Origin of the sequence: Flaviaestuariibacter amylovorans, from assembly GCF_039541815.1 — a bacterium.
Taxonomy (GTDB): Bacteria; Bacteroidota; Bacteroidia; order Chitinophagales; family Chitinophagaceae; genus Flavisolibacter; species Flavisolibacter amylovorans.
Genome location: NZ_BAABGY010000016.1, coordinates 281,354 through 299,040, shown reverse-complemented (window position 1 = coordinate 299,040; position 17,687 = coordinate 281,354). Strand labels below are relative to the sequence as shown.

Here is a 17,687-nt window from a genome sequence, read left to right as displayed (position 1 = left end):
GGACCGTGGTCCCCGGTTTCTACAAATGTTGAAAGAGCTCTGGGAACAGATTGTCAACTATTACACGATGCTCGGCGAGCGCTACAGCGTGGATCCCGTGCTGTTCGTGGGCATCCACATCGTGGCGACGCCGCTCTTCATCTGGGCAGTGGCCTGGCTTGTGCGCAGCCACCGGCGCGGGCGATCGCCGTTCTGGCCGGCGCTCACCGCCATCTTCGTGTTCAATGCGGCCAACATCTACCTCGTGCTTTTCGGGCGCAACCTGCCGTTCCGGGTCTACGCCGTCATCACTACGTCTACGCTCATCAGCGGCTACGGCTCCTGGCGAAAGGTGAAGAAGCAGCTCGCTGCTGCGGCACCGCATCAGCAGCAACCACCACCGTCGTAGAAATACGTGCTTTCTGAAACATAGATGTCGTTGCGCCCCAACGCTTCCAGCGCAGCGGCGGTCTTGTCGCATACGGCCAGTGGCTGGTTGGGCAGCAGCACGTGTCCTTTCCCGTCGTCGAAGCTCTCTTCACTGCCGTAGTAGATGGCCGTGCGGCCGGTGAACACGCAGGGTCCGTCGGCGGGCATCGGGTCCTTGATGGCGCAGACCTCCACGCTTTCGATGAAGACCAGCCCGTCGGTGCCGTAGTTGGCCGGGTCGAGGATGCGGTACGGACGGCGGGCCCGTATTTCCACGGTGCCGAAGCCGGCGTCGGTGATCAGCTGTATATACTCATCGAGGGGCAGCGCACCGCTGAGGCAAAGGGCGCGCAGGCGCTCATCTTCCTGCAGGTGCGGCGGCATCGCCTGCTCGCAGGTAGGATCCGACAGCACGAGGCGACCGCGCGGCTTCAGCACGCGGTACATCTCGCGCAGCGCCTGCCGCAGGTCTTCATGTTTGAAGATGTTGAAGAGGCAGTTTTGCGCCGCCACGTCGATGGAGCCGTCGGCCACCGGAAGGTGCAGCGCGTCGCCCTTGACAAGGCGGATGAACTCCGACCGGAACCAGGGATTCTGCTCCTTGGCGGCGCGCAGGTTCCCGCGGCAGGCTTCGAGCATTTCGTCCACCACGTCCACGCCGGTAACGCCGGCTGCCTGGCGGCTGAAGTAGGAGAACTGCAGCAGCTCCATACCGCCGCCGACGCCTACATAAAGCACCTTCGGATCGTTGACGAGGTCGCGCGGGTGCACGGTGGAGCCGCAGCCGTAATTCATTTGCTGCATCCGGAGCGGGATGCGAAGCCCGGGTAATTGCCACACCGGGGTAGTGGTGCAGCAAAGCCCCACCTGCGGGCTCTCGGCGGCTTCGCGGTATACATTCTTCGTGGTCTCGAGGTAAGTAGGGTGCATATCAATGGGGTTAAGTGAAAAGTCAAAATTCAAAAGTCAAAAAACGGGTTCGCGGCAACGGGCTTTACAAATGCGTAAGACAGATGAAAGGGGTACATTTTTGACTTTTGAATTTGTTTTTACGCCACCGCGCCGCCGCAGCTCGATCCCGAGCCCGCGGTGCAGCCGTAGCAATGCTGGTTGATGACGATGTCGCGGCCGTTGAGCACCGCGGTGTCGAATTGCGCGATGTGCTTCACCGCGCCGTCCACCTTCAGGTCGAGCATCTGGTTGAAATCGCAGTCATAGAGGTACCCGTCCCAGCCGATGGAGATCGTGTTGCGGCACATCACGTTGGCAGCGGCTACCGGGTTGTACGCGTTCACGAGCTTTTCCATGTACTTCTCGTAGTTGCCGCTTTGCAGCAGGAAGTCGAGGAAGCGCGAGATGGGCAGGTTGGTGATGGCGAAGAGGTTGTTGAACACGATGCCATACCGCTCGAGCAGGGCCTGCTTGTACTCCTTTTCGAGCGCGGCCTGCGGGGGCGGCATAAAGGCGCCCGCGGGGTTGTACACCAGGTTGAGCACGAGGCCGGTGCCGTCCTTTCCATAACCTGCTTCGTTGAGCTGCTGCAGCGCCGCGATCGAGTCGGCGAAGACCCCGTCGCCGCGCTGGCGGTCGGTGCGGTCGGCGGTGTAGAAGGGCAGCGACGACACCACCTCTACACCGTGCTCCCTGTAGAATTGCGGGAGGTCGTGGTACTTCTTGTTGGCGCGGATGATGGTGAGGTTGCAGCGCACCAGCACGTGGCGCCCCAGCTTCCGGATTTCCGTTACGAACCAGCGGAAGTGCGGGTTCATCTCGGGCGCGCCGCCGGTAAGGTCCACGGTAGTGAGCCCGGGGTGGGCGCGCAGCGCGGCGAGGCATTGCTCCATCGTGTCGCGGGTCATGATCTCGGTGCGGTCGGGACCCGCATCCACATGACAGTGCTTGCACACCTGGTTGCACATCTTGCCTACGTTGACCTGGAAGATGGAGACACCGGTGGGCTTCAGCGGGTACAGCGCGCTTTCCTCCAGCTTCTGCTGGAAGGGCACGAGCGCAAAGTCGCCGGTCTGCCCGTGCTCCAGGATGTTGAGCTGGGCCTGCACATCTGCAAGCGCATGTTGCTGCCGCTGGAGGGAAGTGCGGGGGGGTAGATTCATCAGTCGTTCATTTATAGCAAACAGCTTGCTTTATTTCAGATTTCAGATTTGTGATTTCAGATTCTCTTCCATGCGGCCATTACTTCGGGTTCCTACAAGCATTAAAGTCGGTCAGGCACGATTAGGAAAAGCGGGGACCCAAGCAAATCTGAAATCCCAAATCCGAAATCACATCGCTATTTCCTTCACCTTGTTCATCATCTGCACGCCATGCACCAGCACGGCGCCGCCCTTGATGGCACCGGCTACATGGATGGCCTCCATCATCTGGCCTTCGCTCCAGCCCTTCTCGTAGGCGTCGGTGCTGTAGGCGTCGATGCAATAGGGGCATTGCACGGCGTGGGCCACCGCCAGGGCGATGAGCGACTTCTCGCGCGCCGTGAGCGCGCTGTCCTTGAACACCTCGCCATAATAGGCGAAGAACTTGTCAGCCAGCGGCTGCTGGAATTCGCCGATGCTGCCGAATTTGCCGAGGTCCTCTGCGTTGTAATAATGATTGCTCATATCGGGTCTGTTTTGTAGTTATCGAGAAAGAGTTGCCAGTCGTATCTACCGAAGCGCAGGCGCGGCTTTTTGTTCGGCGGCACGAGTCCTTTTTCGTGCAGGAGCCGGCGCAGCCCGTCCTTGCCGCCGAAGTCGCCGCGGAACCAGCCGAGGATCGCCGGGAGCGTGGCCACGTTCTGCGCCGCGTCGTAGCTAACGCTTGTGGAGAGGTAATTGTTGGCGGCGAGCTCCAGCTGCCGGTCGAGGCCGGTGTCGGAGTAGAAAGCGATGGGCGGGCAGCTCTTCGCGCCGCAGTTGAGGGCGAAGTGGACCCGTGGATCTACGGTATCGACACGCAGCGCCTTCTTGAACGCGCCGGGAAACGGGTTGCGGAGGTAGCCATGGCTCCACTTGATGCGCGAGCGGCGGAGGAGGCCGTGCTCGATATCGTCGAGCGAAAGCCGCTCGCCCCCGAGCTCGAGCCGCCGGGCCGAGAAGAAGCGCCCACGGCTTTGGTAGAGCGACGGATCGCCGTGCAGCAGTACCTGCGTATAGGCATTGTAGACGTTGATCCAGAAGGCGGTCTTCTCCGCATTGGTGCGCAGGCTGTCGCGCAGGGTCGGGAGGTCGAGGGCGCGGAGGCGGTCGAGGAAGGGCGCTGCGGGATCGCCGGTCTTCACCGCGTAGGCAAACTCCTGCGACAGGCGCACGAGGGCGGACGAGGGGGTGGTATGGTTGCCGGCAGCAGGCATGGGGGCGGGGCTACCGGAAGATACGGCAGTACCGGGCTGCGCGGCGAGCCAGCCCCGGATCGCCTCCGGCGTGAGCGCCGCGGCGTCGGTGGCGGCGAGCACAGCGCCGCGGGCGTCGAGCACAAGGGTATAGGGATAGGCCGGCGGTGCAAAGCGCGCGGTAAGCGATCCGCCGGCATCCACGATCACCGGGAAGGGCAGATCGCGGCCCTGGAGAAAGGCACGCAGCTTCGCTTCCGGCTCGCTCGACAGCAACAGCACCTTCAGTTCCGGGAACTGCGCCTGCAGCGATCGCAGGTGGGGGAGGGCGCGCACGCAGGGCACGCACCAGGTGCCGAAGAGATCGAGGATCGTAATGCGGCCACGGAGCTCCGCAAGCGTTGCGGCCCTGCCGCTGTGGTTGAGCACGCGGGGCGTGGGCAGGTCGGGCACGACGTCGCCGGGCCGGAAGCCTTGGGCGGCCGCGGGGCCGCAGAGCAGCAGCAGGGCAAAGACAAGCGGTCGGAGCATGGCGATTGGATGGTGCAGGGTTAGGTACGTAATTTACGCCGCGGGGGTTCTGCCCGGAATCTATTTTAACGGGCCCGCAATGCTGTACATTAGCCTTTCGCAACAGCACTGCTTATGGAACCTATTGCCGCCGCCCTTTCCGAGACCATCGCTTTTATCCAGGAACGCGTGCCCACGGCGCCGCGCGTCGGCATCGTGCTGGGCACGGGCCTTCATGCGCTCGCGGGCCTCATCGACGTTACGCACCGCTTTCCTTATGCCGAGCTCCCGCACTTCCCGAAGTCGGCCACGGCCTTTCACCAGGGCGCGCTCCTCTTCGGCACGCTGAGCGGAGTGCCGGTGGTGGCCATGCAGGGCCGCTTTCATTATTACGACGGCTTCTCGATGGCGCAGCTCACCTTCCCCGTGCGTGTGCTGGGCGGGCTCGGCATCCGGCAGCTCCTCCTCAGCAACGCGGCCGGCGGCATGAACCCCGCCTTCCGCAAGGGCGACCTCGTCATCGCCGACGACCACATCAACCTCCTGCCCGACAACCCGCTGCGCGGCCTTGGCGACGCCTTTGGCAACCGCTTCACCGATATGAGCGCGCCCTACAACGCGCGCCTCCAGGAGCTGCTGTCGGAAGCGATTGCAGCGCAGGGATTACCCGTGCACAAAGGTGTATACGTGTCGGTGATGGGCCCCAACCTCGAAACGCGCGCCGAGTACCGCTGGCTCCGCTCCATGGGCGCCGACACCGTAGGCATGAGCACGGTGCCCGAGGTGATCGTAGCCAACCAGATCGGCATCGAATGCGCAGCCGTGTCGGTCATCACCGATGAATGCGATCCCGATAACCTGAAGCCCGTGAACATTGCCGAGATCATCGAAGTGGCGGGCCAGGCCGACCAGAAGCTGAGTAAGGTATTTGCCGAAGTGGTCGGAAAACTTGCCTGAGCAAAGCCTCATGAAGGTTTCCGTTGTCTCTTACGATCCCGGTTGGACGTGCCGCTTCGAGGCCGAGCGGGCGGTCATCACGGCCGCGCTGCATCCGCTTGCGCCGGCCATCGGGCACATCGGAAGTACGTCGGTGCCAGGGCTCGCGGCGAAGCCGATCGTAGATATACTGGTCGGGGTCGGAGCGGAAGGAAACCTGGATGAAACGGTCGGGCCCATGACGACCGCCGGGTTCACCTATGTGTCGGCATTCGAGCGGGCCTGGCCCGCCCGCCGCTTTTTCGTGCGCCTGCAGGAAGGTGCGTTTCCTGAGATAGGCGCCGGAAGCTCCCTGGTGATCGGCCGCGACGTACACTCGCTGACGCATATCCACCTCATCGTACACGGCACGCCCGACTGGATCCGGGACCTCGCCTTCCGCGACCGGTTGCGCTCCGACGCCGCGCTGCGGACGGCCTATACGGCCCTCAAGCTAGAACTGTCCGCGCAGGAGTGGCCCGATATGAACGCCTACAACACCGGTAAGGACGCCTTTGTCAAGGCAGCTGAGGCCGAGGCCCTGCGCCGCCTCGAAAGGAAGCGTTGACGCCCTGTGCCCATCCTGAGGAAGCCCTTCCGGTAGCGATGGTTTTGTGGAGTGGTACAGGGACGCCGCTATGCCCGATTCTGCACATCCGCACCGTGGTATACGTTTCGCAGCGCTGCGGGTCTAAAACGCTTCTTCCATGACTCCCATTCCTTCCAGAGGATACGGCGCCACCGGCTCCGTGCTCAGCAAACTGCATCCCATCGACTTCGAGCGTGCCGCACCGAAGGCCGACGAGCTCCTCATCGACATCCTGTACTGCGGCGTGTGCCACTCCGACCTGCACCAGGTAAAGAACGACTGGGGCAATACGATCTATCCCTGCGTTCCGGGCCACGAGATCATCGGGCGCGTGCGCGAGGCGGGTGCGTCGGTCACGAAGTTCAAGGCGGGCGATATCGTGGGCGTTGGCTGCATGGTCGATTCCTGCGGCACCTGCGCACCCTGCGCCGAAGGCGAGGAGCAATACTGCGAGGGCCCGAAGGGCTGCACGCTCACCTATAACGGCCCGATGAAGCCGGACGGTAGTAATACGTATGGCGGCTACTCGGTCAATATCGTGGTGAAGGAGCGCTTCGTGCTGCGGATACCGCCGGAGCTGGCGGTGGAGCGCGCCGCGCCCATCCTCTGCGCGGGCGTCACCACCTGGTCGCCGCTGAAGCACTGGAAGATCGGCGCCGGGCACCAGGTTGCCGTAGTGGGTCTCGGCGGGCTCGGGCATATGGCCGTGAAGCTCGCGAAGGCGCGTGGCGCCACGGTTACCGTGATCACTACCTCCGGAGAAAAGGAAGCAGAGGCGAAGGCACTCGGTGCGGACGAAGTACTTCTTTCGACCGACAAGAAAGCAATGGAGGCCAAAGAGCTTTCCTACCACTTCATCCTCGTTACGATCCCCGATCCTTTCGACGTCAACCCCTACGTGACGCTGCTGAAGCGCGACGGCACGCTGGTGACGGTGGGCATGCTGGGTGCCTACAAGAAGGGCATCGACAACAACGAGGTGGCTTTTCACCGGCGCAGCATCGCCGGATCGCTCATCGGCGGCGTGGCCGAAACGCAGGAGGTGCTCGACTTCTGCGCGCAGCACGGCATCCAGCCCGATGTGGAACTGATCAACATGCCCGACATCAACGACGCGTTCGACCGGATGGCGAAGGGGGAGGTACGCTTCCGCTACGTGATCGACATGAGCTCGCTTGAGGCGAAACGATGAGCAGGTCGGGAGTAATCCCCGAGCCGGGAGCTCCACGAGGCGGGAGAAAGTAGTCCCTGCTCTTGTTGCTGGAGCTGGAGGCCAGGGAGCATGCGGGCCGGCTTTGGCAGCTGCATGTGCAATTCATAAAACAAATGCGCCGGTCGGTACGGTTCGATCCCTGCCGGCCGCGGGTCTCCGTTTACTTTCGGTGCATGTTCCCCACTTTCTTCAAGCTCCTCGCCCTGCTGCTCCTGCTCCTCTTCCTGAAAGCGGAGGCCGGCGCGGCACCTCCCGTTGATACCTGCACCGAAACCTGCCGGTAACACCCGAATGCGGCGGATTTCCCGAGGCCTACCGCAGGAAGCATGGCGTGCCGGTTCCCGCCTGGATGTCGTGTCGGCACCAGGTGAGCGGCGCCTGTGCGCGGGGCCCGCGGCACACGGCCTCCAGGGCCCGAACATCATTCCGCCTCCGCTTTGCCAGGCGTGAAAAGAAGAATCGGGCAGGAGCCGCTTTCCGCTCACACCTCAAGCTTCACGCTTCACGGTTTTTCCGAGCACTCCTGATTTAGAGTCAGCTTCCGGCCAGGACGCGAGCCGGCCCATCGCCACACTCGTTGCACCCGCGCCGCCCAGGAATCTGAAATCCGAAATCTCAAATCTCAAATCCCACATCCGCGAACCCTTCCCGTAGTCTTACGGTCGTCACTTCATCGCTCCCTTTTACCAACTCATACAGACGCACTGCGCCTCCACCTCAGGCCGGTGCACCTTTGCATCCGACCAACCGTTTCCATTCTACCAAAACCGCTATATGAGACACCGCATCCTCCTGCTCGCCCTGCTCCTGCCGGCGCTCGCCCAATCGCAATCCCTCCTCGACCGGTTCTCCGACAAGGTGAAGAACCGCGTCGACCAGAAGATCGACCAGGGTATGGACAAAGGCCTCGACGCCGCCGAAGGCAAGGCCGCCGAAGCCGCCCGCAAAGACAAGACCAAAGCCCAGCCCGCCGCGCAGCCGGCAGCAACGGCCGCCTCGCCGGCAAGCACCGCTGCGCCTGCCAGCACGGCCACGGCGACTCCCGCTGTCGCTGCTACGCCTGCCGCCGCGTTCAAGGCTTATTCGCGCTATGACTTCATCCCCGGTGCCGAGATCGTATACGCCGAAGACTTCTCGCAGGACGTCATCGGCGAATTTCCGCTCAAGTGGTCGACCAACAACCGCGGCGAGGCTGTCACGATCCAGGGCCTCGACGGGAAGTGGATGCAGCTGTTCAAGGAAGGCCACTTCGTGTCGCCCTACATCAAGAAGCTGCCCGAGAACTTCACCACGGAATTCGACCTCGTGCTGCACCTGCCGCCCAATACACAGAACACCAATTACCCCGAGTTCGTGATCCGCCTCATGAACGTAGAGACCGGCGACGACCGCGCCCGCAAGTTCTTCGCGGGCAACTTCGAGGCGAAGACCGACGTGCGGCTTGTGCTGGCGCCCTATCCCGAGGAAGGCTCCACCCTCAGCATCTTCAGCTCCGAGGGCGGGCACAACAACGTCCTGTTCAGCCAGGAAGGCAAGGACCTGCGCAGCATGAGCGGGCTTATCGACAAGCCGATCCACGTGGCCATCTGGGTGCAGAAGGAGCGCTTCCGCCTCTGGATCAACGGCGACAAGATCTACGACCTGCCGCAGGCCGTGCCCGCCAATGCCGCCTTTAACCGCCTCGCCTTCGAGACCGGCTCCTCACCGTATACCGACAATGAAGTAGGCTATTACATTTCCAACATCCGCTTTGCGCAGGGAAGCGCCGACCTGCGCAGCAAGCTCCTCACCGAAGGCAGGCTCGTGACCAATGGCATCCACTTCGACGTAAGCTCCGACCGCATCAAGCCCGAGAGCGCCGGGGTGCTCCAGGAGATCGCGAAGGTGCTGCAGGATAACCCCTCCGTGAAGGTGAAGATCACCGGCCACACCGACAGCGACGGCGATGCCGCGAAGAACCTGGCGCTTTCGAAGCAGCGTGCGGCCGCCGTGCGCAGCGCCCTCGCCGGCATGGGCGTCGACGCCAGCCGCCTGCAGACCGACGGCAAAGGCGCGGGCCAGCCCGTGGCCGATAACGCCAGCAAGGAAGGCAAGGCAAAGAACCGCCGCGTCGAGTTCGTGAAGTTGTAGTCGCCGCAGCCGGCCGGAAGCGCGCACCGCGATCATTGCGGGACGCCCTTCCGGCTTTTTGATTGATCCCGTTCAACCCCGCCCTCATGTTACGCACCGTATTTATACTGTCGGTGCCGATGCTCGTGCGCGCCGCCGGCGCCCAGCGCCCCATCGAAACCGGCTTTGCCACCTGGTACGAGTCCGCGCCCCTGCCCGCCGCCGGCATCGGGGCCACGCAGGCGGCGTATGCCACCATTGCCGAGGACGATCGCCGCTTCGGCAACAGCCACAGCACCGTCAGTACGGCGATCGGCGCGCTGCTCGCGTGCTTCCAGGAGTGCCTCGAAGGAAAGAGTGCCGCTGCCACACCGGAGGAGCGTCGCCTGCTCGATCAGTACCGCCGCTCCGACGCCGGCTTCAGCGGCGAATCGCGGCTTCGCGTGTTTGCCGCCGCCTTCGAAGGCCGCCTCCTTGCCGCGGCACAAAAGTACCCGTGGGACCGCCCCGCCGCCCCGCTGGGTACCCGCGCAGGACTCGTACCGGGCCACACTCGCCATCCAAGCACCGGTGCAGTGGCCGGCCTTTTATGCCGAAGCACAGCGCAGCTGCCCCCTTCGGAACTGGACCCGGAAAGACGAAGCGCTCGATTCGCTCCGCACCCGCTTTGCCGGTGGGCCCTGGATCGCCCGCCGCATCCTGTTGCTGAGGCGCGACTCGCTGATGCCCGAAGGCGTGCACGACGAGCCGGGGCCCGGCAGTATTCCCGCGCGAGGCGCTGAGGCCCCGTTTGCAGGTGCCGGCCGGAAGCCTTACATTCAGGAGACGAAACTCCTGCCATGAGACTCCTGCTTCTTGTCTTCGCCCTCCTGGCCCTGCAGCCTGCCGGTGCCCAGGATACCCTTTCCAACGGTGACTTTCACCGCCTGGCCTACGACCTTCCTGCCGACCTGCGCGCCGACGATTCGGCCGCCCTGGTGCTGCAGTTCCGGTCGGTGGCTCCGCGCCTCCAGGCCGATGTGGCGCCCTTCCTGCGCAAGCCCCTGCGCGATTCGGGCCTGCTGGCCGAGGTGATGACGGCGGCTGTGATCGCACGGCTGTATGGCGACGATCCCGACGGCGCGATCCGCCTGATCGACTCGGCACGCCAGTACCTGTATAAGCAACGCTTTGCCCTACCCACCCTGTTCCTGGAGCGCGCCTACGCCGAAGCCCTGCGCGCGCAGCGCCGCGGCGGCGCCTTTGCCGATGCGTTCGCCGACGCGCTCTATGCCGGCCTGCAGCTCATCGAACCTGCGTTCCGCAAAGACGTATCGGCGACGCTCAAGGCCCGCTACCTGCCGGAGTCCGGTGCGAAGCTGGGCGCCACCGCCCGCTCCTTTGTGGAAAGCTCGTTGAAGGCACGCACGCCGATGGAGATCTACAACATGCCCTACGTGATGCAGTTGTTCCTGCAGCGCCACCTCATCGGGACCTATGGGAACCGCATGCAGGAAGTGCTCCGGCGGGTATCACCCGAGGCCGTGTTGCAGACCTCGGTGCAGATCCCGATGCGCGACGGCGTGCGGCTCCACGGCCTCCTGTTCCGCGACTCGGCCGCGCTTGGTCCCGTGCCCGTGGTCATCATGCAGAGCCCGTATCCCACGGGCAATGAGGGCCGCAGCGGCAACATCTACGCCGTGAACGGCTACGCGATGCTGTACGTGGACTGCCGCGGCCGCGGCAAGTCGGAAGGGACCTTTTTCCCCTACGAGAACGATGCACGCGATTACTACGACATCATCGACTGGGCGGTAAAGCAGCCCTGGTGCAACGGCAAGGCGGCCACCTCGGGCGGCTCCTACGTGGGCTTTACCCAGTGGCAGGCAATCCGCACCGAGTACCGCCACCCGGCGCTGAAGGCTATCAACCCGATGGTGTCGGTGGGCTTTGGCGTCGACTTCCCGCGGATCTCCGGCAGCTTCTATCCCTACATCCTCCGCTGGGCCACCTACGTGCAGGGCGCCACGCTTAACTCGGCCCTGTTCGAGAACAACCATTTCTGGCAGCAAAAGGAGTGGGAGTGGTACCGCAACCGCATTCCGTTTGCCCGCTTCGACTCGGTGGCCGGACTCTCCAGTCCCTACTTCACGCGCTGGCTGCAGCACCCCGACTTCGACGAATACTGGCGCAACATCCTGCCGAAGGAAGCCGACTACCGCGCCCTCGATATTCCGGTGCTGACCACCACGGGCTATTACGACGGCGACCAGCTTGGCGCGCTTCACTACTACGGGCAGCACCTGCAGCACCGGCCAAAGAGCCCGCACTACCTGATCATCGGCCCTTTCGATCATAGCGGCGCGCAATGGATGCCGGCAGCTTCGCAGGCCGGGAGGCTCATCGACCGGGAGGCGCAGATACCCTTGTATAAATACGTGATCGGCTGGTTCGACTGGGCCCTTAAGGGCACCCCGCTGCCCGCGTTCTTCCGCGACAAGGCGATGTACTACGACCCGGCCGGCCGCAACTGGAAAGGGGCGCCTTCGCTGTTCCGCAGCACCGGCGACTCGCTGCGGCTCCACCTCTCCGCGCCGGCCGCCGCAACGGGCGCCACGCTGCTGCCGGCCCGGGGCCGCGACAGCTCCTTTGCCTATACCCACGACCTCTTCAGCGTGCGCGATTCGGCCTCCTTCTTTGCCCCGGCGTACGATTCGGCCTGGTATGCGTTCAATCCGGGCCTCCGCTTCGAGTCGGCACCCCTCGACCGCGACTACGTGCTTACCGGCGCCTGCACGGCGCAGTTGCTGGCTGCCATCAGCACTCCCGATGCCGACCTGCACGTGAACTGGATCCTGGTGCATCCTTCGGGGAAGTTGGATGTTCTGGCCGACGATGCGCTGCGCCTCCGCTATCGCCGCGGCGACGGACGCGCGGTGCTGATGCGGCCCGGTGTGCCCGACCTGCTGCCCTTCCGCACCGCCTTTTACAATGTGCAGCACCTGCCGAAGGGGGCGCGGCTGCGCCTCGAGGTACGGCTGCGCAACGACGCCGGTACCGAAAAGAACTGGGGCTTCGGCGGCGTGGTAAGCGAGGAGCGCGCCACCGGCCCGCGGCCCATCGAGCTCCGCGTGTTCGCCCGCGGCAGTTCTGTGGCGATTCCCGTGCAATGAGGGTTCCGGAGGTTCGGAAAGGTTTTGCGGGGTTTTGAAAGGTTGGGGTTCTGTGACGTTTGATTGAAACGAATTGCTCATCTCTTGTCATCCTGAGCTTGCCGGAGAACGACCCTTTATGCGGGCGCTCCGGCCGGCATCCCGACAAGCTTCGCTTTGTCGGGGCCAATAAACCAATAAACTAATAGACCAATAAACCGCCGCGAAGCGGCCTTCCCTACCTTCGCGGCAAATTTCGAACATGCACAAGTCCACCATCACCATAGACGTAACACTCGACGAGGGCCGCGTGCCCGAGCACATCCAGTGGCAAGCCACCGAAAGCACGGCCTCCGTGCCGCAGGCTGCCAAGGCGATGATCCTCTCGCTGTGGGACAGCGCCGACAAATCCGCCCTCCGTATCGACCTCTGGACGCAGAAGATGATGGTGGACGAGATGGCCGACTTCTACTACCAGACCCTCATGACGATGGCCGACACCTTCGGCCGCGCCACGCAGAACCAGGAGCTGGTGGGCGAGATGAAGTCCTTCGCCAAGACCTTCTACCAGAAGTTCCAGGAGCAGCAGCAGCGCGATAACAAAGCGGGATAAGCGAATGGGATAATGGGGTGATGTGCTGATGGGGTAATGAAAGAAAATACTCCAGGCACCTTCGCTCCTTATCCTGTTTTGATCGTTATTATCCCATTACCCCATCACCCCATTCCCCCATTAAAACTTATGAGCCTCGAACAGAAAATAACCGAACCGTTGAAGGATGCCATGCGCAGCAAGAACGAAGGCGCCCTGCGCGCGCTGCGCGCCATCAAGGCGGAGATCATCAAGGCAAAGACAGAGCCCGGCGCCGGTGGCGCCCTCGCCGAAGACAAGGAGATCCCGCTGCTCCAGCGCATGGTGAAGCAGCGCCGCGACGCCCTAGAGATCTACCAGCAGCAGGGCCGCGCCGACCTCGCCCAGAAGGAGCAGGAGGAGATCGACGTCATCGCCGGCTTCCTGCCGCAGCAGCTTTCCGAAGACGAGCTGAAGACCGAGCTCCGCGCCATCATCGCGCAGGTGGGTGCCGCCTCGCCGGCCGATATGGGCAAGGTGATGGGCGTTGCCTCCAAGCAGCTTGCCGGCCGCGCCGAAGGCAAGGCCATCTCGGCTGCCGTGAAGGAGCTGCTCGCCAAGTGAGAGAAGGAACGCAGATGAAACGGATAGAACGGATGCAGACAGCTCCGTTCCGTGTCAATCGGTAGCATCCGCTCTATCCGTGTTCGTTCTCTTCGCAACGCCAACAGGCAAAAGAGCCCTTCGAAGCAAAGGGACCCCGTAGAAATAGACCAATAGACGAATAGACCAATAAACGCGCGCAGCGCTATGGGAATAGACATCCTGGTACTGGGCCTCCTCGTGCTCGCGCTCCTGAAGGGGCTGCGCAAGGGCCTCGTGCTGGCCGTGTTCTCGCTGCTGGCCTTTATCATCGGGCTGGCTGCCGCCCTGAAGCTCAGCGCGCTCGTGGCGGGCTACCTCGGCGAAAGCACCAACGTGTCGGGGCGCTGGCTGCCGGTACTCGCGTTCTTTCTGGTATTCGTAGTGGTGCTGCTGCTCGTGCGCCTCGGCGCGAAGCTGATTGAAGGGGCGCTGCAGGTGGTGCTCCTGGGCTGGCTCAACCGCCTCGGCGGCTTCCTGTTCTATGCGCTGCTCTACCTGTTCGTGTGCAGCATCGTACTTTTCTATGCCGACCAGCTGCACCTCATCAAGGATTCCCTCAAGCAAAGCTCCGTTACCTGGCCCTGGCTCGCGCCGCTGGCGCCGAAGATCATCGCCGGTCTCGGCGCCGTACTGCCCTTCTTTCGTGACGGGTTCGGGCAGCTTTCCGATTTCTTCGGCGGCGTGGCGCAGAAAGCTTCCTGATTTCATAAACTCACTCAATACCGCAGACCTTTATATTTGCCCGGACCGGTAGGCGGCAATCGGCAATCCGGAATCGGTAATCGATGACCCCCATCGGGAGCCTTTGGTTCCAGCGAAGCCGTCAGGGCAGATGAGCAACTCCGGGCAACCAAGATGCCTCCCTGGGAACGCTGGTATAACCGCGTAGCGGCACCGGCCACGGGGACGCATTGCCGATTACCGATTGCCGATTCCCGAATTGGTACAATTCGTGTCTTTTAGGTAAATAGAGTATTTTAGCGAACAGAGTAGAGCAGATGCAGTACGAAATTAAACAACAGGACAAGTTCAGGTTCATCGAGGAAGGAGAAGGCGAGCCGTTGGTGTTGCTGCACGGACTCTTCGGCGGGCTGAGCAACTACGGCGATGTGATCGAGTACTTCCGGCGCTCCCATAAAGTGGTGGTGCCGATGCTGCCGCTGTTTGACCTCGACATCCTCCACACCACCGTGGGCGGGCTCGCCAAGCACGTACACAAGTTCATCGAGGCCCGTAATTATACCAACATCCACCTCCTGGGCAACTCGCTCGGCGGCCACGTGGCCCTCGTGCACCTGCTGAAGCATCCCGAGCGCGTCAAGTCGCTCATACTCACCGGCTCCTCGGGGCTGTTCGAGAACGGCATGGGCGACTCCTACCCGAAGCGCGGCGACTACGACTATATCAAAAAGAAAACGGAACTTACCTTCTACGATCCCAAGATGGCTTCGGAAGATCTCGTGAACGAGGTGTTCGAGATCACACGCAACCGCATCAAGGTGATCAAGATCATCGCCCTCGCCAAAAGCGCCATCCGCAACAACCTGGGCGACGAGCTCAACGCGATCCGGCAACCCACCTTGCTCATCTGGGGCAACAACGATACCATCACGCCGCCCTTCGTGGCCCGCGAGTTCAACCGCCTCATCCCCGCATCCGAGCTGCATTTCATCGACCAGTGCGGCCATGCGCCCATGATGGAGCAACCCGCCGAGTTCAATGCCATCCTGGACAAATTTTTGCAAAAGCTGGCCCAGCCTGCAACAGTTGCGGGGTGATACCTGTCTTTAAAGAAAGGGCATAACCTATGTTGACCAAAGACCTGATATCGAATTCCATCCCGTACCTGCGCCCGGAGGACAAGGTGTTCCATGCCCTGCAGCTCATGAACGATTACCATGTGGCCCACCTTCCCATCGTGGCGGAGGAGAAATACCTGGGCATCATCTCCGAAGAGCAACTCCTGCATTCCGACGAGGAGGAGATCCTTAAGCAGCTCCCCATCTCCGATGGCGGCTCGGCCGTGCAGGCCAACGACCACTTCCTTAAAGCCATCCAGGTGGCCGTGCAGAACAAGCTGAGCGTAGTGCCGGTGCTGGGCGAGGAAAAGCACATCCTCGGCCTTGTTACCTACAACGACCTGCTCAAGAACGCCTCCGACTTTATGAGCCTCGACCAGCCGGGCGGCCTCATCGTGCTCGAGATGGAGCCGAAGGCCTACGCGTTTACCGAGATCAACCGCATCGTGGAATCCAACGATGCCATGATCACGCAGCTCAACTCCTTCGCCGACCCCGAGACGGGCCTCCTGCAGGTCACGATCCGCGTATCGAAAATGGAAGTGTCGGACATCATCGCCACCCTGCAGCGCTACGAGTACGTCGTGAAATACTATTTTGGGGAAGAACTGTACCAGAACGAGCTCCGCCGCAACTTCGACAACCTCATGAGCTACCTGAAGCTCTGAGTTTCCCCGCTCCCTTATTTTCCAACCGATCCATCCGGCGCCGCTACCGGTTTCTACGTAGCCGGGCGCCTTTTCGGGCCCATCCGCCGACTTCCGGGCCGGGCGCCGATGAAATTCCGGGTATAATTCCGTAGCTTGAGGGACGTGATCCCAACCTTACTCACCCGCGTTGCTTGCACTCCCGCCTGCACCCGTACCATCGTCGGCATGACCTATTTTAAGGAAATGCTAAAACCGGTACGCTTTTGTATTTACGGTAGGGGTAGGGGAACCCCGACATGCTAACCGTAAACACACATACCCGACTTCTCCTCCTGGCCCTGTTCGTGCTGCTAGGCTCCCTGCAAGGCAGGGCGCAGACGGCTTTGGCCCAGGAAACCCTCCTTTTCTCCACGAAAGAAGTGCCCAGCAGCGGTGGCGATACCACCCGCATTTATACGATCACCGACGTAGAGGTGACGGGCGCCAGGCGTACCCGTGAGAAAGTGCTGTACCGCGAGCTGCCCTTCGAGACCGGCGAGGAGCTTCCCCTTTACGAGATCGTGGCCCGCTGCACCGAGGCGCGCACGCGCCTCATGAACACCGGCCTCTTCCTCGACGTGGACGTGCGCGTAGCCAGCACCGAAGACAACGATGCCCGGGTGCTGGTGACCGTGCAGGAGCGCTGGTACTTCTTCCCGGTTCCCTTTGTAGATGTGGTAGGCATGCCCTACCAGCAGTGGGTGAAGGAAGGCATGCCCCTCGCCAACGTGAAGTACGGCATCCGCATCAAGCACAAGAACATCTCCGGCCTCAACGACAAGCTGACGCTCAACCTCACGAATGGCTACCAGAAAGAGGCGCAGCTGATCTACGAAGGACTTCCGCTCGATAACAACCTCAACTGGACCTTCGGCTTTTCGCTGCAGCGCGGCCAGCAGCACGACGTTACCTACGGCACCGAATACAACAAGCCGGTAGGCTTCCACGACGGCGACCGGTTCATCTACAAGTACAGCCGCGCCCAGGCCTTCGTGACCTTCCGCCCCGCCATCAAGACCCGCCACATCTTCGGCATCGGCTACCACGACGAGCGCGTGGCCGATACCATCGCCTCGCTCAATAAAGCCTACCTCTTCGAGCGCAACGCGGTGCGGTATCCCGAAATATTCTACCAGATGCAGTACCTCGACCTGGACTTCGCGCCCTACCCGACGCGCGGCATGCGGGCCGAAGTAATGGTGCACAAGAAAGGCATCAAGGCGCCGGTAAACCTCTGGCAGCTTTCGGCGCGCGCCTCCCGGTATTTCCCGGTTACCGCCAAATCGTTCGTGAACGTGCTCGCCACGGGCCTCGTGAAGCTGCCCTTCCGCCAGCCCTACCCGATGCAGCAGTTCGTGGGGTATAACGAGATGTTCCTGCAGGGTTATGAGGACTACACCATCGACGGCGTGGCCGGCGGCTTCGTGAAGGCCTCCTTCCACCAGCGCATCGTGGACCGCAAGGTCGCCGGTCCGCGTATCAAGCGCCTGCCGCAGCTCCGCAGCGTGCCGGTGAAGATCTATGCGAAGGCCTTCGCCAACGCGGGCTATATCTACAACGAGCGCCCGGGCACCAACTTCCTCAATAACCGCCTCCTCCGCTCGGCTGGCCTGGGCCTCGACATCGTACTGTTCTACGACGTTACCTTCCGCATTGAATACAGCGTCAATGGGAACGGGCAAAACGGCCTATATTTACATAACAAGAACCGTTGGTAGAC

General features: G+C 62.3%; 17 protein-coding genes. 13 read left to right on the top strand and 4 right to left on the bottom strand.

Going from position 1 to position 17,687, the window contains the following annotated elements; all coding sequences use genetic code 11:
• Positions 1 to 25: 25 nt before the first annotated feature.
• On the top strand, positions 26 to 388 hold the full coding sequence (locus ABD937_RS21000; RefSeq protein ID WP_345257919.1) for a hypothetical protein: 363 nt from the start codon (positions 26 to 28) through the stop codon (positions 386 to 388).
• Here ABD937_RS21000 and arsM read toward each other — a convergent pair.
• From arsM to ABD937_RS20980, 4 genes are all read right to left on the bottom strand, one after another.
• Positions 364 to 1,338, bottom strand: coding sequence for an arsenosugar biosynthesis arsenite methyltransferase ArsM (gene arsM / locus ABD937_RS20995; RefSeq protein ID WP_345257918.1), 975 nt, complete (start codon positions 1,336 to 1,338; stop codon positions 364 to 366). The two genes, ABD937_RS21000 and arsM, sit on opposite strands and share 25 nt — an antisense overlap.
• 119 nt (positions 1,339 to 1,457) lie before the next feature.
• Complete coding sequence (gene arsS / locus ABD937_RS20990; protein WP_345257917.1) at positions 1,458 to 2,522, bottom strand: arsenosugar biosynthesis radical SAM (seleno)protein ArsS; 1,065 nt, start codon at positions 2,520 to 2,522, stop codon at positions 1,458 to 1,460.
• A 168-nt stretch (positions 2,523 to 2,690) separates the two neighbouring features.
• Positions 2,691 to 3,026, bottom strand: a complete 336-nt coding sequence (locus tag ABD937_RS20985) for an arsenosugar biosynthesis-associated peroxidase-like protein (RefSeq protein ID WP_345257916.1) — start codon at positions 3,024 to 3,026, stop codon at positions 2,691 to 2,693.
• Positions 3,023 to 4,267 (bottom strand): DUF547 domain-containing protein, encoded by a 1,245-nt coding sequence (locus tag ABD937_RS20980; RefSeq protein ID WP_345257915.1) that lies wholly within the window; start codon positions 4,265 to 4,267, stop codon positions 3,023 to 3,025. The genes ABD937_RS20985 and ABD937_RS20980 overlap by 4 nt, the downstream gene beginning before the upstream one ends.
• Positions 4,268 to 4,381: 114 nt before the next feature.
• Here ABD937_RS20980 and ABD937_RS20975 point away from each other — a divergent pair, with 114 nt between their 5' ends.
• The 12 genes from ABD937_RS20975 (at position 4,382) to ABD937_RS20920 (ending at position 17,685) form a co-directional block, all read left to right on the top strand.
• Positions 4,382 to 5,203 (top strand): purine-nucleoside phosphorylase, encoded by an 822-nt coding sequence (locus tag ABD937_RS20975; protein ID WP_345257914.1) that lies wholly within the window; start codon positions 4,382 to 4,384, stop codon positions 5,201 to 5,203.
• A 10-nt stretch (positions 5,204 to 5,213) separates the two neighbouring features.
• On the top strand, positions 5,214 to 5,789 hold the full coding sequence (locus ABD937_RS20970) for a GrpB family protein (RefSeq protein WP_345257913.1): 576 nt from the start codon (positions 5,214 to 5,216) through the stop codon (positions 5,787 to 5,789).
• 139 nt (positions 5,790 to 5,928) lie between these two features.
• Complete coding sequence (locus ABD937_RS20965) at positions 5,929 to 7,002, top strand: NAD(P)-dependent alcohol dehydrogenase (protein WP_345257912.1); 1,074 nt, start codon at positions 5,929 to 5,931, stop codon at positions 7,000 to 7,002.
• Positions 7,003 to 7,797: 795 nt separating this feature from the next.
• A complete protein-coding gene (locus tag ABD937_RS20960) occupies positions 7,798 to 9,153 on the top strand; it encodes an OmpA family protein (protein ID WP_345257911.1) in 1,356 nt (451 codons plus the stop codon).
• Between the two features lie 86 nt (positions 9,154 to 9,239).
• On the top strand, positions 9,240 to 9,914 hold the full coding sequence (locus tag ABD937_RS20955; protein ID WP_345257910.1) for a hypothetical protein: 675 nt from the start codon (positions 9,240 to 9,242) through the stop codon (positions 9,912 to 9,914).
• Positions 9,915 to 9,971: 57 nt separating this feature from the next.
• The gene (locus ABD937_RS20950; protein WP_345257909.1) at positions 9,972 to 12,284 is read left to right on the top strand and encodes a CocE/NonD family hydrolase; all 2,313 of its coding nucleotides are present in this window, start codon (positions 9,972 to 9,974) and stop codon (positions 12,282 to 12,284) included.
• Positions 12,285 to 12,525: 241 nt separating this feature from the next.
• Complete coding sequence (gene gldC / locus ABD937_RS20945) at positions 12,526 to 12,876, top strand: gliding motility protein GldC (protein WP_345257908.1); 351 nt, start codon at positions 12,526 to 12,528, stop codon at positions 12,874 to 12,876.
• A gap of 129 nt (positions 12,877 to 13,005) precedes the next feature.
• On the top strand, positions 13,006 to 13,458 hold the full coding sequence (locus tag ABD937_RS20940) for a GatB/YqeY domain-containing protein (protein ID WP_345257906.1): 453 nt from the start codon (positions 13,006 to 13,008) through the stop codon (positions 13,456 to 13,458).
• A gap of 186 nt (positions 13,459 to 13,644) precedes the next feature.
• Positions 13,645 to 14,181, top strand: coding sequence for a CvpA family protein (locus tag ABD937_RS20935; RefSeq protein WP_345257905.1), 537 nt, complete (start codon positions 13,645 to 13,647; stop codon positions 14,179 to 14,181).
• Between the two features lie 296 nt (positions 14,182 to 14,477).
• Positions 14,478 to 15,257, top strand: coding sequence for an alpha/beta fold hydrolase (locus ABD937_RS20930; protein WP_345257904.1), 780 nt, complete (start codon positions 14,478 to 14,480; stop codon positions 15,255 to 15,257).
• Between the two features lie 29 nt (positions 15,258 to 15,286).
• Positions 15,287 to 15,946 carry a CBS domain-containing protein gene (locus ABD937_RS20925; RefSeq protein ID WP_345257903.1) on the top strand — a complete coding sequence of 220 codons (660 nt, stop codon included), beginning with the start codon at positions 15,287 to 15,289 and terminating at the stop codon, positions 15,944 to 15,946.
• Between the two features lie 278 nt (positions 15,947 to 16,224).
• Complete coding sequence (locus ABD937_RS20920; protein ID WP_345257902.1) at positions 16,225 to 17,685, top strand: BamA/TamA family outer membrane protein; 1,461 nt, start codon at positions 16,225 to 16,227, stop codon at positions 17,683 to 17,685.
• Positions 17,686 to 17,687: the final 2 nt, after the last annotated feature.